Annotated in this window: 13 protein-coding genes, 1 other RNA gene and 1 other annotated feature; of the genes, 12 read left to right on the forward strand and 2 right to left on the reverse strand. The window is 49.1% G+C overall.

Annotation, left to right across the window (positions count from 1 at the left end):
• Positions 1–48 precede the first annotated feature (48 nt).
• The 4 genes from KNQ18_RS03525 (at position 49) to KNQ18_RS03540 (ending at position 3230) form a co-directional block, all read left to right on the forward strand.
• Entirely contained in the window at positions 49–633 is a 585-nt protein-coding gene (locus tag KNQ18_RS03525; RefSeq protein WP_215083853.1) for a DNA-3-methyladenine glycosylase, read from the forward strand.
• A gap of 290 nt (positions 634–923) precedes the next feature.
• Entirely contained in the window at positions 924–2108 is a 1185-nt protein-coding gene (locus KNQ18_RS03530) for a DASH family cryptochrome (protein ID WP_215083854.1), read from the forward strand.
• A 74-nt stretch (positions 2109–2182) separates the two neighbouring features.
• Positions 2183–2372: non-coding RNA, 6S RNA (ssrS, locus tag KNQ18_RS03535), on the forward strand.
• A gap of 93 nt (positions 2373–2465) precedes the next feature.
• Positions 2466–3230 (forward strand): tRNA threonylcarbamoyladenosine dehydratase, encoded by a 765-nt coding sequence (locus KNQ18_RS03540; protein WP_023468920.1) that lies wholly within the window; start codon positions 2466–2468, stop codon positions 3228–3230.
• A gap of 11 nt (positions 3231–3241) precedes the next feature.
• Here KNQ18_RS03540 and KNQ18_RS03545 read toward each other — a convergent pair whose 3' ends face one another.
• On the reverse strand, positions 3242–4579 hold the full coding sequence (locus KNQ18_RS03545) for a replication-associated recombination protein A (protein ID WP_215083855.1): 1338 nt from the start codon (positions 4577–4579) through the stop codon (positions 3242–3244).
• A gap of 60 nt (positions 4580–4639) precedes the next feature.
• On the opposite strand from KNQ18_RS03545, the gene cymR reads away from it, so the two are divergent.
• From cymR to KNQ18_RS03565, 4 genes are read left to right on the forward strand one after another with little or no spacing between them, the layout of a single operon-like run.
• Positions 4640–5047, forward strand: coding sequence for a cysteine metabolism transcriptional regulator CymR (gene cymR, locus KNQ18_RS03550; RefSeq protein ID WP_029342236.1), 408 nt, complete (start codon positions 4640–4642; stop codon positions 5045–5047).
• Positions 5048–5060: 13 nt separating this feature from the next.
• Positions 5061–6188 (forward strand): cysteine desulfurase family protein, encoded by a 1128-nt coding sequence (locus KNQ18_RS03555; RefSeq protein WP_215083856.1) that lies wholly within the window; start codon positions 5061–5063, stop codon positions 6186–6188.
• Positions 6189–6204: 16 nt separating this feature from the next.
• Positions 6205–7326: a tRNA 2-thiouridine(34) synthase MnmA gene (mnmA, locus tag KNQ18_RS03560; protein ID WP_064299568.1), complete on the forward strand. Its 1122-nt coding sequence runs from the start codon at positions 6205–6207 to the stop codon at positions 7324–7326.
• 13 nt (positions 7327–7339) lie between these two features.
• The gene (locus KNQ18_RS03565; RefSeq protein WP_023468915.1) at positions 7340–8005 is read left to right on the forward strand and encodes a tetratricopeptide repeat protein; all 666 of its coding nucleotides are present in this window, start codon (positions 7340–7342) and stop codon (positions 8003–8005) included.
• 44 nt (positions 8006–8049) lie between these two features.
• On the opposite strand, the gene KNQ18_RS03570 is transcribed toward KNQ18_RS03565, so the two are convergent.
• The gene (locus tag KNQ18_RS03570; RefSeq protein ID WP_023468914.1) at positions 8050–8598 is read right to left on the reverse strand and encodes a VOC family protein; all 549 of its coding nucleotides are present in this window, start codon (positions 8596–8598) and stop codon (positions 8050–8052) included.
• A 116-nt stretch (positions 8599–8714) separates the two neighbouring features.
• Between KNQ18_RS03570 and recD2 the strand changes: the two genes are divergently transcribed.
• The 4 genes from recD2 (at position 8715) to ruvX (ending at position 14616) form a co-directional block, all read left to right on the forward strand.
• A complete protein-coding gene (gene recD2 / locus KNQ18_RS03575) occupies positions 8715–10940 on the forward strand; it encodes an SF1B family DNA helicase RecD2 (protein WP_023468913.1) in 2226 nt (741 codons plus the stop codon).
• Positions 10941–10982: 42 nt separating this feature from the next.
• Positions 10983–11193 (forward strand) — a binding site (T-box leader).
• A gap of 57 nt (positions 11194–11250) precedes the next feature.
• A complete protein-coding gene (alaS, locus tag KNQ18_RS03580; RefSeq protein ID WP_215083857.1) occupies positions 11251–13893 on the forward strand; it encodes an alanine--tRNA ligase in 2643 nt (880 codons plus the stop codon).
• A 34-nt stretch (positions 13894–13927) separates the two neighbouring features.
• The gene (locus KNQ18_RS03585) at positions 13928–14197 is read left to right on the forward strand and encodes an IreB family regulatory phosphoprotein (protein ID WP_029342229.1); all 270 of its coding nucleotides are present in this window, start codon (positions 13928–13930) and stop codon (positions 14195–14197) included.
• The gene (gene ruvX / locus KNQ18_RS03590; protein WP_023468910.1) at positions 14194–14616 is read left to right on the forward strand and encodes a Holliday junction resolvase RuvX; all 423 of its coding nucleotides are present in this window, start codon (positions 14194–14196) and stop codon (positions 14614–14616) included. The genes KNQ18_RS03585 and ruvX overlap by 4 nt, the downstream gene beginning before the upstream one ends.
• Positions 14617–14629 lie beyond the last annotated feature (13 nt).

Raw genomic sequence — 14629 nt, forward strand, 5'->3', positions numbered from 1 at the left:
ATCTTCCGGTATGGGAGATTCGCTTGTTTCATGAAGGAGGATGAACGGATGGAACGACACTTTTTTGAACGGTCTCCGGTTGAAGTCGGTCCAGACTTCTTAGGAACACAGATCACAGTCGATGAGGTGACGATGCGGATCGTCGAGGTCGAAGCCTATCTCGGTCCTCACGATCAAGCAGCGCATTCGTTTTCCGGAAAACCAACGAAACGGACGGCACCGATGTTCGGTCCACCGGGGCATCTCTATGTGTATTTCACATATGGTATGCATCACTGCATGAATATCGTTTGTGGACATGAAGGGGAAGGATACGGACTGTTACTACGAGGTGCGGAAATCATCAATGGGCACGATCTCGTCGCTGAACGTCGTTTTGGTTGTTCCTACGCAGAGTTGACGGCGGCGCAACGACGCAATCTCGTCAATGGACCGGCGAAACTGTGCCAAGGATTCGGTCTCACGACAGCGGATTCAGGTCAGGATCTCTATCAAGCACGGTTCCGACTTGTTGCTGACTCAGTCGACGCGGTCGTCCAGACGACACGGATCGGTATTCCGAATGCAGGAGAAGCGACAGCCTATCCATGGCGGTTTTATGTAGAGGCGAGTGAAGGGGTAAGTAAACGTTAAAAAATGGACGCTCCGATAAGGAGACGTCCATTTTTTATTTAGGATTGTTGATTGATTTTTTCGACTGCTGTTTTTTATAGAATTTATAGACGATTGGACCAACCGTCGTTACGAGCGTCATTAATGTTCTGAGTTTACCGCGTTTTGCTGCCATTGATTCATTCACTCCTCTGATTTGTTGTACTAATCATATTCCACGAAAACAACGTCTTAAAACCTCATCGGCACATCAAGTGGTTTTCTATCTACCTTGGTCGGGTCATAGTATAAGGAGAAGGGAGTCGATCAATATGGGAGCAGTCGTTTGGTATCGTCATGATTTACGTGTCGATGATCATGAGGCACTTCGGAGTGCGTGTGAAGAACATGACGTCATTCGTGCCGTATACGTTAAAGACCAAAAGAAACGCGATTTTAAAAGAGGTACACAACAAGCACGGTTCGAACAAGAGACACTAGAGAACCTAGCGGGTCATCTGTCTCAAATCGGGATTACGTTAGATATAGTAGAAGGGGAGACAATTGAGACACTCGATTCTTACCTGCAAGCGGATGATACCGTCTATTTCCATAAGATGACCGGCACAGAAGAAGTGGCAAGTGAACAGTATATCGAAGACAAGTATGCCGTCCGTTCTTTTGAGACACAGACATTACATCGACGGGAAGATATCGGAAGTGATGAATTAAAGCGTGTCTTTACGGCATTTCGAAAACGTGTCGAGGCGAAAGGGACCTTCTACGATCCACTCGATCCACCAACCGGTATTCAGTTAGTAAAAGAAGAATCGGTCGAAGCGAATCCCGAAATCGCGTTCCCGTTCCGTGGTGGAGAGTCAGCAGGGAGAGCGCGCCTTCAGGAATACCTTGCTGAGCCTGTATTCACCTATAAAGAAACACGGAATGGGTTCTTACGAAATGATTCTTCGAAGCTGTCTGCCTGGCTAGCGAACGGATCACTCTCGCCGCGTCGCGTCATGGCTGAATTGCAGGAAGCCGAGCGAAAAAAGGGAGCGAATGAATCGACGTACTGGTTGTATTTCGAACTGTTATGGCGTGACTTCTTCCATTTGACGATGCGTGAGACAGGAAGCCGTCTGTTCCGTGCGAGCGGATTACAAGAAGGTCAATACACGTGGAAGGCGGACCAAGCAGCTGTCGAACGCTGGATAGAAGGAAAAACCGGTGTGCCATTCGTCGACGCCTTCATGAACGAGATTCGCGAGACGGGATGGATGTCGAACCGCGGCAGGCAGATCGTTGCCAGTTATCTAATTCATGAATTAAAGCAGGACTGGCGCATCGGAGCGCGATATTTCGAACAGCAGTTGATCGACTATGATGTCGCTTCGAACTATGGGAACTGGGCGTTCATCGCGGGTGTCGGGAATGCAACACGCACACCACGATTCGATCCCGCATTCCAACAACAAAGGTATGATCCGAATCAACACTTCACGAAACATTGGACCTGAAAAAAGCATCTTTTTCTGGAGTGGGAAGTAGTTGCATTTCAGAGGGGAGGATGCTATATTAAATGCATCAGATGGGGTTCCTGAATTGTACGAGAGCCGCCTTTTATCTTTGAGCCACTCTTTTTTGATAGGGAGTTTGACGTTCCAACTAGTAGTACATGCCTCGTAACACAGCAGGAGGACGTACGAATAGGAATCGGATAAGACACCCACCTGCACAGCAGGTTCAAAAATAAGGTATCGACACGGCACTTCGGGTCCCATCGTCTTATTATTTTGTTGTTTGACACGTCGCATGACGTTTTTTTTTATGATATAATTCCGAGTAAAACAGTATGAGTATTGTGAGGTTATGAGATGTTACATCAATTTTCGCGTAATGAATTAGCAATCGGTAAAACTGGACTTGACGCATTGGCATCCAAGTCCGTCGCTATTCTGGGTATCGGTGGTGTTGGATCGTTCTCAGCAGAAGCGCTTGCCCGCAGTGGTGTAGGTCGTTTGATTCTTGTCGATAAGGACGATATCGACATCACGAACGTCAACCGACAAATCCATGCTTTGCTTCCGACGGTTGGTCAACCGAAGGTCGATGCGATGGCAGAACGTCTTGCGTTAATCAATCCGGATCTTGAAATCGTTCGCTTGAAGATGTTCTACAATGAAGAGACATTCGAGTCGTTCTTCGAACAGCAACCGGATTATGTCATCGATGCATCGGATACGGTCTCGTTCAAGATTCACTTGATTCAGGAATGTAAGAAACGTAACATTCCAATCATCTCAAGCATGGGGATGGCGAACAAGATGGATCCGACACGCATCAAGATCGTTGACATCAAAGATACAAGTTATGATCCGCTAGCGAAGGTCATTCGGACGAAACTTCGGAAAGCCGGTATTCATAAAGGTGTTCCTGTCGTCTTCTCTGATGAACCGCCTGTTAAGATCATCGAAGAAGTCCGTCAAGTCGTCGGAAACGATGCGGCTGCAATTCGTAAGGCAAAGATGCCGCCAAGTTCGAATGCGTTCGTTCCATCAGTTGGTGGATTGATCGCAGCGAGCTACGTCATCAATGAGATCGTCCGTGAAGCCGGCGTGACGATCGAACGCGTTCGTTAAAAAAAGCGACCTTATGGTCGCTTTTTCTGATGTGTGGCTGTTTGTTTGTGCCAAAAATCAAGTCGAGCTTGCAGTTGTTTCTCAAAACCGCGTGGGCTTGGACGATAAAAGACGGGTTTTGTCCGGGCAAGGTTCTCCGGCCAGTAATTCTGTGGCACATAGGCATGTTCGAAGTCGTGCGGATACTGATAGGTGACGCCATTTCCAAGTGCTGCTGCCCCTGGATGATGGGCATCGCGCAAGTGCGGCGGTACCGGACCACCGTCTGAACGACGGACGAGTGTCAATGCTTGATCGATCGCTGAGATGACAGCATTCGATTTCGGTGCCGTCGCGAGATATAAGACGGTTTCAGCGAGCGGAATCCTTGCTTCAGGGAAACCGACGTACTCGCACGCACGTGCACAGGCATCGACCATCAATAACGCTTGCGGATCAGACAGACCGATGTCTTCTGCCGCATGGACGTAGAGACGCCGTACGATGAAGCGCGGACTTTCGCCCGCTTCAATCATGACAGCGAGCCAGTAGAGCGCAGCGTCGGGATCGGAACCCCGAATCGATTTGATGAAGGCGGAGATGACATCATAATGCCGATCGCCGTCCTTATCGTACTTCAATGCTTTTTGTTGAATCGATTCCTCGGCGACAGCGAGATCGATCGTGATCTGACCATCGATTTCCGGTGTCGTTAAGACGGCAAGTTCAAGCGCATTCAATAATGCCCGGTAATCACCGTCTGACAACTTAACGTAATGATCGATCGCGTCATCCGTGATCGTGATCGGATATTTGCCAAGACCACGCTCTTCGTCCTTTAAGGTTCGATCGAGGACGATTCGTAAATCGTCTGCTGTCGGGGGCTCGAAACGGAAAACCGTTGCCCGCGATAACAGAGCGGCATTGACCTCAAAACTCGGATTTTCAGTCGTCGCTCCGATCAACGTGATCGTACCTGCTTCAAGCGCCGGGAGTAGGGCGTCTTGTTGCATCTTATTGAATCGATGGATCTCATCGAGAAAGAGAATCGTTTTTTGATCATCGAACTGAAGACGGGCTTCGGCCGCTTTTAGAATTTCCCGTAATTGTTCCAGTTTCGCTGTGACCGCGTTCAATTGCTCGAACGCTGATTTCGTATAACTGGAGATGACACGCGCGAGCGTCGTCTTACCGGTTCCGGGTGGACCGTAAAAAATGACGGTTCCGAGACGGTCAGCTAAGATGGCACGCCGCAGGAGTGTCGTCTCTCCGATCAGATGGCGTTGTCCGACGATTTCATCCAGATTCTGCGGACGCATTCGATTTGCGAGCGGTCCGGCAGGTGACTGGGATTCAAATAAATGTGCCATACACATACGCTCCTTCCACTTTTAGCTACTACTATACTAGAAAGGATGATCCTTCGCATGATGAAAATCTCGACGAAAGGGCGATATGGTCTGACGATCATGATCGCACTCGCGAAAGAAGCTGAATCTAAACCATTATCCTTAAAAAAAATCGCGCAGATGTATGACCTATCTGAGCATTATCTTGAACAGTTGATTGCCCCCCTTCGTAATGGAGGTCTCGTCAAAAGTGTCCGTGGTGCTTACGGCGGGTATAAGCTCGGTCGTGAAGCACAAAACATCACAGCGGGTGAAATCATCCGTCTGCTTGAAGGACCACTCGTGGTCGTCGAAGGCGATGCGTGTGACGAGGTCACGAAGCGCAAACTTTGGGATAAAATCCAGCAAGCAGTCGATCAAGTACTCGATTCAACAACGCTACAAGACTTAGCGGAAGAAGAAGATACAGGATACATGTTCTATATTTGAGAGGTGAAAACGAATGAATTACTTTGACCATTCGGCGACGACGCCGATGCGTCCGGAAGTCCTTGAGGCGATGACGCCTTATTTGCTCGAACAGTACGGCAACCCATCGAGTGTCCACGCGGCTGGTCGGTCTGCTCGTGCAGCAATTGACAAAGCACGCCGGCAGATCGCACAAGAATTGAATGCGAAACCAACCGAACTGATTTTTACGAGTGGTGGAACGGAATCGGATAATTATGCGATTTTCGGTGCGGCTGAGGCGGCGCGTGAAAAAGGGCGTCATCTCATTACGACACGGTTTGAGCACCATGCTGTATTACATGCGTTCGAAGAGCTCGAAAAACAAGGCTATGACGTCACGTATCTCGATGTTCCAGATACAGGTGTCGTCTCAATGGCTGCTTTGCAAGAAGCGGTACGGGAAGATACGACACTCGTCTCGATCATGTTCGGCAACAATGAAGTTGGAACGATTCAGCCGATTGCGGCATTCGGTCAATTTTTACGAGAACGCGGTATTTTGTTCCATACGGACGCGGTGCAAGTGTTCGGGAAACAAGCAATCGATGTCGAAGCGTTACAGGTCGATCTCTTATCCGCGTCTGGTCATAAAATCAATGGTCCAAAAGGAATCGGATTGTTGTATGTACGGACTGGTGTGAAGTTAGCTCCTCAAACGTTCGGAGGAGAACAGGAACGCAAGCGTCGTGCTGGTACAGAGAACGTACCGGGAATCGTCGGTTTAGCGAAAGCGCTCGAACTGATGATCGCAGAGCGTGATCAACAACAGGACCACATCAAACAACTGCGCAGCGTTTTGCTGACGCGATTGGATGAAAGTAGCGTCACGTACGAAGTCAACGGCGTTGAAGGATTACCGAATGTCCTCAATCTTTACTTCCCGCAGATTGAGATCGAACCGTTCTTGATCATGCTCGATATGCGCCAGATGGCCGTATCGAGCGGGAGTGCATGTACGGCAGGATCCGTCGAACCTTCGCATGTCTTATCGGCGATGTATGGCGAAGATGAACGGACACGAGCATCGGTCCGAATCAGTTTTGGTCACGGAAATGAGCTCGCGCAAGTCGAACTACTCGCACAAGCCTTGCAAGATGTCGTAAAATCGTTTCAGAATTAACTAAGAGGTGAAATAAATGAATACACGAGCGAAAGCCCCGAGTGAAACGACAGTCGTCGTTGGGATGTCGGGCGGTGTCGATTCTTCTGTGACCGCTCACTTATTAAAAGAGCAAGGCTATAACGTCATCGGAATCTTCATGAAAAACTGGGATGACACGGATGAGAACGGCTTTTGTACGGCGACGGAAGATTATGAAGACGTCATCGCGGTAGCCAATCAAATCGGCATTCCGTACTATGCAGTCAATTTCGAGAAAGAGTACTGGGATAAGGTCTTCACGTACTTCCTCGATGAATATAAACTCGGTCGGACACCGAATCCAGACGTCATGTGTAACAAGGAAATCAAGTTCAAAGCCTTCCTCGATCACGCGATGCGTCTTGGTGCCGATTTCGTCGCGACAGGGCACTATGCGCGTGCCGTCTATGAGGATGGAGAACACAAATTGCTTCGTGGCGTTGATGCAAACAAGGATCAAACATATTTCTTGAATCAATTGTCGCAAGAGCAAATCGCGAAGGCGATGTTCCCGATCGGGCACATGGAAAAATCAGAAGTGCGCCGGATCGCAGAAGAAGCGAACCTCGCAACGGCGAAGAAAAAAGACTCGACAGGTATTTGCTTCATTGGCGAGCGGAATTTCAAACAGTTCCTCGGTCAATATCTGCCGGCGCAACCCGGTGAGATGCGGACACTTGACGGCAACGTCATGGGACGTCACGATGGATTGATGTACTATACGATGGGGCAACGTCATGGACTCGGTATCGGTGGCGATGGAGAGCCTTGGTTCGTCGTCGGGAAAAATTTAGAGGAGAACATCCTATATGTCGATCAAGGATTCCATAACGAATTGTTGTATTCGGAAGGATTACTTGCTTCAGATGTCAGCTGGACATCTGAGCGTCCGGTCGGTGAGACATTCCGTTGTACGGCGAAATTCCGTTACCGTCAACAAGATACAGCCGTCACGGTTCGTGTCCTCGAAGATGGACTCGATGTCTCGTTTGATGAGCGTCAACGAGCAATCACACCAGGACAAGCGGTCGTGTTCTATGATGGAGACATCTGTCTCGGTGGTGCGACGATCGATGCAGCCTATAAAGCAGGCGAACGCCTCGCTTATCTAGCGTAAGGAGCAAAAGAAGATGAACTATAATGAAGTAGGATTCCGGCATCTAGAAGCTGGAAATTATGAATTAGCAGCGCAAGCGTTTAACGACGCGATCGAAGAAAATCCAAAAGATCCGACAGCGTACGTCAATCTTGGAACATTACTCCAATCGATGAACGACGCTGATCGTGCCCTTCGTTTTTATGATCGGGCACTGATGATTGATAATACGTTTGCGAGTGCCTATTATGCAAAAGGGGCGCTGTTCTTTGCTGCCGATCAACTCGTCGAAGCAGAGGAATCATTGCGGGCAGCGTTATTATATGGACTTGACGACGCGGATCTCCATTTCATGCTTGGGATGACGTATCAAAAACTCGGTGATCCAGTCCGCGGGTTGCCCCGTTTACAGCGTGCGTCAGAACTAAACGGTGTCGATATCGAGATCGCATTCCAATACGGACTTGCCTTAGCGCAAAACGAGAAGTTGGAAGAAGCGGTCGAGATGTTCGAGCACGTCTTGATGCTTGACGAAACGCATACGGATGCACGATACAATTATGCGATTGCTCTTGCTTTCCTCGGTCAACAGGAAGCCTGTTATGCAGAACTCGAAGCCGTTCTTGCCTACCAGCCGGAACACGCCCTTGCGCGGGACGCGAAAGCGAAGATGGATGCGTTATTAAAACAAGCAGACTGATATAAAAAAGACGATTCCGCCTGGAGTCGTCTTTTTTATGCTATTTAATTCCCAACTTCACGGATGACACGAAGTGGTGGACCGGAAAAGTCTTCATAGGCTTCATCCATGTTTTTCGTGTACAGTTCGATGACGTTATTTTCCGTATCCTTGAAATAAGCAGAATGCTCTTTTTGATTCGAGGTCTCCTGTTCGTCCCATTCTCTGAGCTTCACGGTGATCGATGCTTCCCGCAATTGATTCAAAGCTTGCTGGAACTCGTCCTTCTCAACGTAGAAAGCACAGTGGACATGGACACCACCTTCATCGTACAACGTGTCCCATTCGGACACTGGTAAGTGTTTGACGGTCCGTTCTTCCATCGTAAAGTCCCGTTTCAGCCACAGACCGAGTCGAGTGTTACCGCCAATGTAGAGCCACGTTGCCCAAACCCCATCTTGCTTAGATTGTTCTTTGCTCGGTTCAGCGTCCTCAGGAGCCCATTGCTCGACGACTGGAATGCCTAGTGTCCCATTCCAAAAGCCGACCGCACGATCCATATCCTCGACTTCAAGTACTAATTCACACAATCCTGCAATCGGTAAACGTGCCATCCTTAAACTCCTCCTCTTAACGAAATGTTTCAGGGTATCTTTCCCTGATTTAAAATCCGGTAAACGAATGCTATGATGAAAGCAGCGAATGAAAAAGAGAGAAAGAAGGTGGAGTGATGGAGCACCCCCATCAAGTCGTCGGGCGCGTCAAACGTGTGCTCTTTTCTTCTGAAGAAGAAGCACACTCCATTGTATTGGTCGCCGTCAAAGAAAAGAACTTTGAACTGAAAGAAACCGAGCTCGTCATCACGGGTACTGGGGTTGGGATCGAACTCGGAGGAACGTATCAAGCATTCGGACGTCTCGTCGATCATCCCCGGTTCGGAAAACAACTGAAGGCGGAGCTGATTCGACGATCGGTTCCGATGACAAAACATGCGACGATCCGCTTCTTGACGAATGGTTCGTTCACCGGCATTGGTCCGAAGACAGCGAAAAATATCGTCGATGCTCTCGGAGAAGAGGCAGTGGATCTCATTTTGAAAGATGAACGGGTACTGAATCAGGTGCCTGGGTTAAAACAAAAACAAGCTGACATCATCTTGAGTCGACTCGCCACGTTATACGGTGTCGATCAGTTGATGCTGTTCTTAGCACCGTTTGATGTCACACCGAAGCTAGCGGCAAAGATTTATGCTGCTTACGAAGGGGACGCCATGGCGCGAATACGAGAGAATCCATATTCCTTGATGTATGAAGTGAATGGGATTGGTTTTAAGACAGCCGATCATATCGCATCACATCTTGGACTCGTCGGATTACACCCGGAGCGCGTCGCTGCTTCGATCATGCACATATTAGAACAAGAAGCAGGAGAGGGACATGCCTTTGCGACAGTCGACTCGCTATTGCAACGGGCGCCCCGGTTGCTTGGTGAAGACCCAGGGGAACGGCTAGAACAAGCGATTGAACTGTTGCTCGCTGAAGATAAGGTCAAGCTCGAAGAAGGCTGTCTGTATTTACCGACGATCTTTTATGCCGAAGTTCGGGCGGCGAAGGAACTCGCGCGGGTCATGGCGAACGGTGCCGAACAGGAAGTCGATGTCGCGACGATCCTTGAAGCAATCGGGCACCTCGAAGAACAGTTTGGCATGGAATATGCGGCGCAACAGCGGGAAGCGATCGAGTTAGCGGTCAAAGCACCGCTGATGGTCCTGACCGGTGGACCCGGTACCGGTAAGACGACTGTCATCAAGGGAATTTTACATGCCCTGCAAGAAATTCATGATTGGCCGCTTGAGAAAAGTCGCGTCAAGACGGGGGATGTCTATCCGTACGTTCTTGTCGCACCGACCGGACGCGCCGCTAAACGTCTATCGGAAGCAACGGACGTCCCAGCGATGACGATTCATCGTCTATTGAAGTATGACGGAACGAACTTTCAGCTAAATGAAGATCAGCCGATCACGGGGAAAGTACTGATCATCGATGAGTCGTCGATGATTGATATCTACTTGTTATCGAGTCTGCTCCGTGCTGTGCCGAACGGTATGAAAATCTTGTTCGTCGGTGACCGCGATCAGTTACCATCCGTTGGTCCAGGGCAAGTGCTGGCAGATTTGATGGATACGGAAGGGATTCCCGTCGTTCGTTTGAACGTCGTCCATCGCCAAGCGGAAGATTCTTCGATTTTACGGCTCGCGCACGATTTGAAGAACCGGACGACGTCAGCTGATTTGTTATCACCACTTGCGGATCGTCGCTTTTACACCGCGTCTCCGCAAGAGACGTTACGCGGCATCTCAGCCTTCGCGGAAAAAGCACTTGCAAAAGGGTATTCGAAATTCGATGTTCAGGTTCTGGCACCGACTTACCGTGGTCAGGTGGGAATCGACGAACTGAATGTCGCCTTGCAACGCGTCTACAATCCGGAGGAACCGAAAAAACGCGAAGTCAAACAAGGCACCCGGATTTACCGAACCGGGGACAAGATTCTTCAGCTCGTCAACAATGCGGAAGAGAACGTCTATAACGGAGATATCGGCGAAATCGTCAATATTTTCTTCGCCAAAGAAAACGTCGACAAGGTGGATAAGATCATCGCCCGCTTCGACCAGACGGAAGTCGAGTACAACCGGAGTGACTGGGATCAATTCACGCATGCCTACGCGATTACGATTCATAAGGCACAAGGGTCCGAGTTTCCGATCGTCTTGATGCCGGTCTATTTCACGGGAGCATTCAAGCATTCCCGAAACTTGATTTATACGGCGGTCACCCGTGCGAAGTCGAGTTTATTATTGTTCGGCGACCCACGAGCGTTTCATAAAGCGTCGCAAGAAGAGGAGCCACGGCGCCGAACACGATTGATTGAACGACTCGGTGGGGTGACAAAGACTTGACGGATGCTGTGCGATAGGTAATAATCACGATAGATGAATGGACGTAACACGTTGATGGAAGATAAGTAAAAGGAAAACTCGAGTCCAGAGAGAAGTGAGTCTGCTGCAATCACTTTCTCGAGTTCCTTTGAAGCTCCTTCCGGAGTCGGGTGTAAACACCTGCGGGTCATCCCCGTTATCAGATGTTCGAGGTAAGCAATGGATTGCTTACGAACGAGGGTGGTACCACGGAAGCGATGCTTTCGTCCCTTTTCAGGGATGAAGGCATCGCTTTTTTGCGTCCAAATAAAACCAATGGGGGTAACTGTTCATGAAAGCTCTAAAACCATTAACGGGTGCACAAATCCGTCAGATGTATCTTGATTTCTTCCAAAGCAAAGGGCATGCGATCGAACCGAGTGCTTCACTCGTACCGGTCGAGGATCCATCGCTCTTGTGGATCAACTCAGGGGTTGCGACACTCAAGAAGTATTTCGATGGTCGTGTCATTCCTGATAATCCACGTATCGTCAACGCACAAAAATCAATCCGGACGAACGATATCGAAAACGTCGGGAAAACAGCACGTCACCATACGTTCTTCGAGATGCTCGGAAACTTCTCTGTCGGTGATTACTTCCGTGAAGATGCAATCAAATGGGGCTGGGAACTCTTGACGAGTGATGACTGGTACGGTCTTGACCCGGAACGTCTCTCGGTCACGATTCACCCGGAAGATGACGCAGCACGTCAAATCTGGCTTGAACTCGGTGTACCGGCTGAGCGGATCATTCCACTTGAAGATAACTTCTGGGAAATCGGTGAAGGTCCATCTGGTCCGAACACGGAAATCTTCTTCGACCGTGGACCTGCTTTTGGAGACGATCCGAACGATTCAGAACTCTACCCAGGTGGCGAAAACGAACGCTATCTCGAGATCTGGAATATCGTCTTCAGTCAGTATAACCACGATGGACACGGCAACTACACGGAACTTCCGCGTAAAAACATCGATACAGGAATGGGACTCGAACGGATGGCATGTGTCATGCAGGACGTGCCGACGAACTTCGATACGGATCTGTTCATGCCGATCATTCACAAAACAGAAGAGATCAGCGGTAAAATCTACCGTGATGATTCAAAACTCGATGTAGCATTTAAAGTCATCGCAGACCACATCCGTACCGTATCATTCGCAATTGGTGATGGTGCGCTTCCTTCGAATGAAGGTCGTGGATATGTCCTTCGTCGTTTACTACGCCGTGCGGTTCGTTATGCGAAGATGCTTGGAATCGAACGTCCGTTCATGTATGAACTCGTCGATACGGTCGGGGATGTCATGGTCGACTTCTACCCACAAGTTCCAGAAAAAGCAGACTTCATCAAACGTGTCATCAAAAACGAAGAAGAACGTTTCCACGAGACACTTCATGACGGTCTTGCAATCTTGAACACGGTCGCTCAGACGTCTAAGGCAAACGGTGAGCATGTCATCAGTGGTGAAGATGCGTTCCGTCTGTATGACACGTATGGTTTCCCACTCGAATTGACAGTCGAGTATGCGGAAGATCATCAGATGTCTGTCGATGAAGAAGGCTTCAAACTAGCGATGGATGCACAACGTCAGCGGGCACGTGCAGCGCGTGAAGAGAGTGGTTCGATGCAACAGCAATCGGAAGTCCTCTCGACGCTAAAAGATAAAAGTACGTTCGTCGGCTATACCGACCTTAAGGCGGATGCGAAAATCATCGCATTGTTGCATGATGGAGAACGAGTCACAGAAGTCGCTGCTGGTGAAGAAGCACAAGTCATTCTCGACATCACGCCGTTCTACGCTGAAAGTGGTGGTGAAGTCGCGGATACAGGAACAATCGAAGGCAAAGACTTTGTTCTTGATGTCAAAGATGTTCAAAAAGCACCAAACGGTCAAAACTTGCATACGGTCATCGTTCGTACAGGGATCGCAACGGAAGCTGCAGACGTCGTTGCAAACGTCGAAGCAGCAGAGCGTAAAGCCGTCACGAAAAACCATACGGCAACACACTTGCTTCATAAAGCATTGAAAGATACGCTCGGAACACACGTCAATCAAGCGGGATCACTCGTTTCTCCAGACCGTCTTCGTTTCGACTTCTCACACTTCGGTGCAGTGACACAAGAAGAGTTGACGAAGATTGAACAAGACGTCAACCAAGCAATCTGGGCATCACTACCGGTTGATATCGAAGAGATGAACATCGCTGATGCAAAAGCAAAAGGCGCAATGGCATTGTTCGGTGAGAAATACGGTGAAACGGTCCGTGTCGTCTCAGCAGGCACATACTCGATCGAGTTGTGTGGCGGTATCCACGTCGGGAACACAGCAGAAATCGGCTTGTTCAAGATCGTTTCAGAGTCTGGGATCGGTGCAGGTACACGCCGAATCGAAGCGGTAACGGGTGCAGGCGCATATCGTGTCATGAATCAAAACTTGGAAACACTCGAACAAGCAGCAGCTGTCTTGAAGACGAAGACGACAGAAGTTCCTGTTCGCATCGAAGCACTGCAACAACAGCTCCGTGAGACGGAACGGGCGAATGAATCGTTGCAAGCAAAACTTGCGAACATCGAAGCTGCTTCATTGAAGGACGATGTTGAGGAAATCAACGGTGTGCGTGTGCTTGCGAAACGCGTCGACGTCTCAGATATGGATGCTCTTCGCGGTATGATGGACGAGTTGAAGAGCTCGCTCGGATCAGCAATCATCGTTCTCGGAAGTGCGCAAGGTGAGAAAGTCAATCTCGTCGCAAGCGTCTCAAAAGATTTAATCGACCAAGGCTATCATGCTGGTAAATTGATCAAGGAAGTCGCAACACGCTGCGGTGGTGGCGGTGGCGGTCGCCCTGACATGGCTCAAGCTGGTGGAAAAGATGCGTCGAAATTAGAAGAAGCACTCGCGTACGCTTCACAATACGTGCAATCACTGGCATAATAGAAACGTAGTGTATATGAAAGAGGTGATGAACGTGAGTCAGATGGATCAAACGATGAAATTCAACTTTCCGGAAGACGATAACAAAGCAGCGACACGTGATGTGTTGTTGACGGTCTATCATGCTTTAGAAGAAAAAGGATATCATCCGATCAACCAAATCGTCGGCTATCTCCTTTCAGGAGATCCTGCTTACATTCCTCGTCATAATGACGCACGTAATTTAATTCGTAAGATTGAACGCGACGAATTGCTCGAAGAACTCGTGAAATCTTATTTGGCGGAGAGTGGAAATTCAAAATGAAACGTGCAATGGGACTAGATGTCGGTTCGAAGACGATCGGGGTAGCGGTCAGTGACTTGATGGGCTGGACGGCGCAAGGCGTCGAGACGGTCAAGTGGACGGAACCGGATTACCCAGAAGCCTTCAAACGGCTCGATGTCATCATGAAGACATACAATGTCGAAATCCTAGTCATTGGTCTTCCGAAAAACATGAACGGTTCCATCGGTCCCCGCGCAGAAGCAAGTGAAGCTTTTGCGAAGGAAATCGAACAGCATACCGGGCTTGAAGTCGTCTTCATGGATGAACGGTTGACGACGATGCAAGCAGAACGGATGCTGATCGATGCCGATGTCAGCCGTAAAAAGCGTAAACAAGTCATCGATAAGATGGCTGCCGTCATGATCCTGCAATCGTACTTGGATCGGACGAACCGATGAAGGGGGAGAAACC

This window comes from Exiguobacterium sp. s78 (genome assembly GCF_018618985.1).
Taxonomy (GTDB): domain Bacteria; phylum Bacillota; class Bacilli; order Exiguobacteriales; family Exiguobacteriaceae; genus Exiguobacterium_A; species Exiguobacterium_A abrahamii.

Bases quoted from the DNA above. Each gene is read 5' to 3' on its own strand.
- KNQ18_RS03570 (WP_023468914.1), bottom strand. From the start codon at position 8,598: ATGGCACGTTTACCGATTGCAGGATTGTGTGAATTAGTACTTGAAGTC.
- cymR (WP_029342236.1), top strand. From the start codon at position 4,640: ATGAAAATCTCGACGAAAGGGCGATATGGTCTGACGATCATGATCGCA.
- KNQ18_RS03540 (WP_023468920.1), top strand. From the start codon at position 2,466: ATGTTACATCAATTTTCGCGTAATGAATTAGCAATCGGTAAAACTGGA.
- alaS (WP_215083857.1), top strand. From the start codon at position 11,251: ATGAAAGCTCTAAAACCATTAACGGGTGCACAAATCCGTCAGATGTAT.
- KNQ18_RS03555 (WP_215083856.1), top strand. From the start codon at position 5,061: ATGAATTACTTTGACCATTCGGCGACGACGCCGATGCGTCCGGAAGTC.
- KNQ18_RS03525 (WP_215083853.1), top strand. From the start codon at position 49: ATGGAACGACACTTTTTTGAACGGTCTCCGGTTGAAGTCGGTCCAGAC.
- KNQ18_RS03530 (WP_215083854.1), top strand. From the start codon at position 924: ATGGGAGCAGTCGTTTGGTATCGTCATGATTTACGTGTCGATGATCAT.
- ruvX (WP_023468910.1), top strand. From the start codon at position 14,194: ATGAAACGTGCAATGGGACTAGATGTCGGTTCGAAGACGATCGGGGTA.
- KNQ18_RS03565 (WP_023468915.1), top strand. From the start codon at position 7,340: ATGAACTATAATGAAGTAGGATTCCGGCATCTAGAAGCTGGAAATTAT.
- mnmA (WP_064299568.1), top strand. From the start codon at position 6,205: ATGAATACACGAGCGAAAGCCCCGAGTGAAACGACAGTCGTCGTTGGG.
- recD2 (WP_023468913.1), top strand. From the start codon at position 8,715: ATGGAGCACCCCCATCAAGTCGTCGGGCGCGTCAAACGTGTGCTCTTT.
- KNQ18_RS03545 (WP_215083855.1), bottom strand. From the start codon at position 4,579: ATGGCACATTTATTTGAATCCCAGTCACCTGCCGGACCGCTCGCAAAT.